The 3,338-nt window shown below is 62.2% G+C and carries 4 protein-coding genes; all 4 read left to right on the top strand.

Going from position 1 to position 3,338, the window contains the following annotated elements:
- Positions 1–136 precede the first annotated feature (136 nt).
- Positions 137–799, top strand: coding sequence for a lysozyme family protein (locus EFD56_RS32305; protein ID WP_126907126.1), 663 nt, complete (start codon positions 137–139; stop codon positions 797–799).
- Positions 796–1,095: a TrbC/VirB2 family protein gene (locus tag EFD56_RS32300; RefSeq protein WP_064820511.1), complete on the top strand. Its 300-nt coding sequence runs from the start codon at positions 796–798 to the stop codon at positions 1,093–1,095. The genes EFD56_RS32305 and EFD56_RS32300 overlap by 4 nt, the downstream gene beginning before the upstream one ends.
- 5 nt (positions 1,096–1,100) lie before the next feature.
- Positions 1,101–1,439: a VirB3 family type IV secretion system protein gene (locus tag EFD56_RS32295; RefSeq protein ID WP_064837799.1), complete on the top strand. Its 339-nt coding sequence runs from the start codon at positions 1,101–1,103 to the stop codon at positions 1,437–1,439.
- A partial coding sequence (locus tag EFD56_RS32290; RefSeq protein ID WP_126907125.1) for a VirB4 family type IV secretion/conjugal transfer ATPase occupies positions 1,432–3,338 on the top strand: 1,907 nt, incomplete at its 3' end. The genes EFD56_RS32295 and EFD56_RS32290, both read left to right, overlap by 8 nt.

The following is a 3,338-nucleotide window of genomic DNA, read 5'->3' as shown; positions in this document are numbered from 1 at the left end:
GCCACATTGGCAGCCCGTCGAGGGGCGCCGCCAATGCCTAGGCTACACGATGGTGCGCCCCAATGTGCGTTCGCAGCCGCATTATGTCGACATCACTATCGATGGCGCCGGTAAGCAGCGCGTCTGGTACTGACCGATGGCCGGTTCTTTCGCCGATATCGCCCAAACCTGCGCACCGATGGTGAAGGTGGAGACGCTTGCAGGCATTGTAAGCCTCGAGAGCCGGTTCCAGCCATTTGCCGTTCGCATCAACAGCGGTCCTCCGCTTCCCGCCCAACCCGCATCGAAGGCGGAGGCGATCGAGGTCGCCACGTCGCTGATTGCCGACCGCCAGGATATCCAGATCGGTCTTGGCGGTATTGGCATCGAGCAGCTTCAAAAACTGAAACTATCCGTCGCGGACGCCTTCGATCCCTGCCTGAACCTCAAGGCCACGGCCACGCTTCTCGATGGATATCTTCGCGTCGCTGTGCGCGCGGGGGACGATCCGGCCCTGGCTGAGACAGTGATGCTCCAGTCCTACTACGGCCGCGACGATCCATCCCTCGGCGCCATGGTCAAATACGACGAGCAGGTGCGCCGGGAAGCAAAGCGGCTATCGCCGATCCTGGCCTCGCTCACCGTCGGCGAGCCCGATAGCCGGGCCGGCCCTGGCGAGCAGCTGCAAGATGACGCGGCGCCGGCGCTTGCGAAGCAATCCTCCCAAACCACCGAGGCCGCGTCCTGGGACGTTTTCAGCTCCCGGCGGCAATCCGCGGTTCTCGTTTTCCAGAATGATCGATCGGAGCAAAGTGAATGATCTCCAAAGCCAGCCTTCGCCCGCTTGCCGCATCCACCCTCATGGCGGCCGCCATCCTCGCCTGCCTGGTCGAACCAGCTTTCGCCCAGGCCGCCGGCATCGAAACCGTGCTGCAGAACATCGTCGACATGCTGACCGGCAATATCGCCCGTCTGCTGGCGGTGATCGCGGTGATCATCATCTGCATCGCCTGGATGTTCGGATACATGGATTTGAGGAGGGCAGGCTTCTGGATCATCGGCATCGGCGGTATTTTCGGCGCCACCGAACTGGTCAACACCATCGTCGGGAACTGAACGCCATGGCGATCATTCAGAGCCTTGAAGATGATACGCTGTTTCTCGCCTGCACCCGCCCGGCAATGATTGCCGGCGTGACGATGGAGGCGATGGGCGTCAACATCATGTTGACGACCATTCTCTATATCACGGCAGGATCGATTGCCTACGCGCTGGTCGGGATCGTTTTCCATGTCCTGTTTCGCGCCCTCGTCAAGCACGACCACAACAGGTTCCGCATCCTCGTCGCGTGGATCGAGACCCGCGGCCGCTCGCGCAATTCCGCTTACTGGGGCGGCTCCACACTCTCGCCCCTGACGCTCACCAGGCGCTATGACGAACGGGATTTGAGCCTTGGCTAATATCGCGACGCTGCGGTCGCGCGAGCTCGGGCCGGAGACCTTCATCCCCTATGTCAGGCATGTCGACGAAACGACCATCGCGCTCGAGTCCCGAGCGTTGATGACGATGATCGCTCTCGACGGCGTTTCCTTCGAAACATCAGACATCAGGGACCTTAACGGCCTGCACCGCAGTCTGAACACACTCTACCGAAATATCGCCGACGAGCGGCTGGCGCTCTGGACGCATGTCGTGCGCCGCCGTGACAATGCCTATCCAGATGGCCGCTTCGCCAACGCCTTCTCCGACGGACTCAATGCCAAATACCGCCACCGGATGGTGCGCGAAGATCTGTTTCGCAACGATCTCTACCTGACCCTCGTCTGGCACCCCGGCCGGGATCCTGCCGAACGGGCGGCCGACCTTCTCTCCCGGCTGCGCAAGGCGCGCCGATCCGGTATCGAACTCGACGAACATGCCCTGAAGCATCTCCGCGACCGCGTGGCGGACCTTGTCGCCGGCCTGCAGCGCTTCGAGCCGCGGCTGCTGAGCCTTCATGAACAGGACGGTATCCTGTTCTCCGAACCGAGCGAGGTTCTCCACCAGTTGGTCGGCGGCCGTCAGGAACCGATCGCGTTGACGGAGGGACGGATTTCCTCGGCGATCTATTCCGACCGGGTCATTTTCGGGCGCGAGACCGTCGAGATCCGTCACGAGGCTGACAGCCGTTACGCCGGCATGTTCGGCCTCAAGGAATATCCGGCGACCACGCGCAGCGGCATGCTCGACGGTATCCTGACCGCACCCTTCGAGCTCATCCTGACGCAATCCTTCGCCTTCACCTCAAAGGCCGACGCCCGCACGATCATGGGCCGCAAGCAGAACCAGATGGTCAGCGCCGGTGACAAGGCGGCCTCGCAGATCGAGGAACTCGGCGACGCGATGGACGATCTCGAATCCAATCGCTTTGCGCTCGGAGAGCATCATTTGGCACTTGCCGTTTTCGCGCCGTCGGTCAAGCAACTGACCGACCACATGGCGAAGGCGCGCGCGTATCTCACCAGCGGCGGCGCGGTCGTCGCCCGCGAGGATCTCGGGCTCGAGGCTGCCTGGTGGGCGCAGCTGCCGGGCAATTTCCGCTATCGGGCGCGCTCGGGAGCAATCACGTCCCGCAACTTCGCAGCCCTTGCTCCCTATCATTCCTATCCCACCGGCCAGAAGGACGGCAACGAGTGGGGACCGGCGGTCGCCATGCTGAAGACCGCATCGGGTTCGCCCTTCTATTTCAATTTCCATCACGGCGACCTCGGCAACACCTTCGTTTGCGGCCCATCGGGTGCTGGCAAGACAGTGCTGTTGAACTTCATGCTGTCCCAGCTCGAAAAGCACGATGCGCATATGGTCTTCTTCGACAAGGACCGCGGCGCCGATCTCTTCGTACGCGCGGCCGGCGGCACCTATCTCCCGCTGAAGAATGGTGCTGCCACCGGCTGCGCGCCGTTGAAAGCTCTGGAACTCACTGCGGAAAACAAGGTATTCCTCACCCGTTGGATCGCCAAGCTGGTCCGATCCGGATCCGGCGAACTATCGATCACCGAGTTGCGCGACATCGCCTCGGCGGTCGACGGGGTGGCGGACCTGCCGGTGGAGCGTCGCTCCATCGGCGCCCTGCGCGCCTTCCTCAACAATACCGATCCCGAGGGCATTGCTGTACGTCTGAAACGCTGGGAGAGGGGCGGGCCGCTCGGCTGGGTCTTCGACAACGCGGCCGACGATATCGGCATCGGCGCAAAATTCATCGGATACGACATGACCGATTTCCTCGATAACGAGGAAATCCGCACGCCGTTGATGGCTTACCTGTTCTTCCGCATCGAGCAGCTGATCGACGGACGGCGCATCATCATCGTCATCGACGA

This window comes from Rhizobium phaseoli (assembly GCF_003985125.1).
Classification (GTDB): domain Bacteria; phylum Pseudomonadota; class Alphaproteobacteria; order Rhizobiales; family Rhizobiaceae; genus Rhizobium; species Rhizobium phaseoli.
This window is presented reverse-complemented; position numbering and strand designations above follow the sequence as displayed.

Bases quoted from the DNA above. Each gene is read 5' to 3' on its own strand.
- EFD56_RS32305 (WP_126907126.1), top strand. From the start codon at position 137: ATGGCCGGTTCTTTCGCCGATATCGCCCAAACCTGCGCACCGATGGTG.
- EFD56_RS32300 (WP_064820511.1), top strand. From the start codon at position 796: ATGATCTCCAAAGCCAGCCTTCGCCCGCTTGCCGCATCCACCCTCATG.
- EFD56_RS32295 (WP_064837799.1), top strand. From the start codon at position 1,101: ATGGCGATCATTCAGAGCCTTGAAGATGATACGCTGTTTCTCGCCTGC.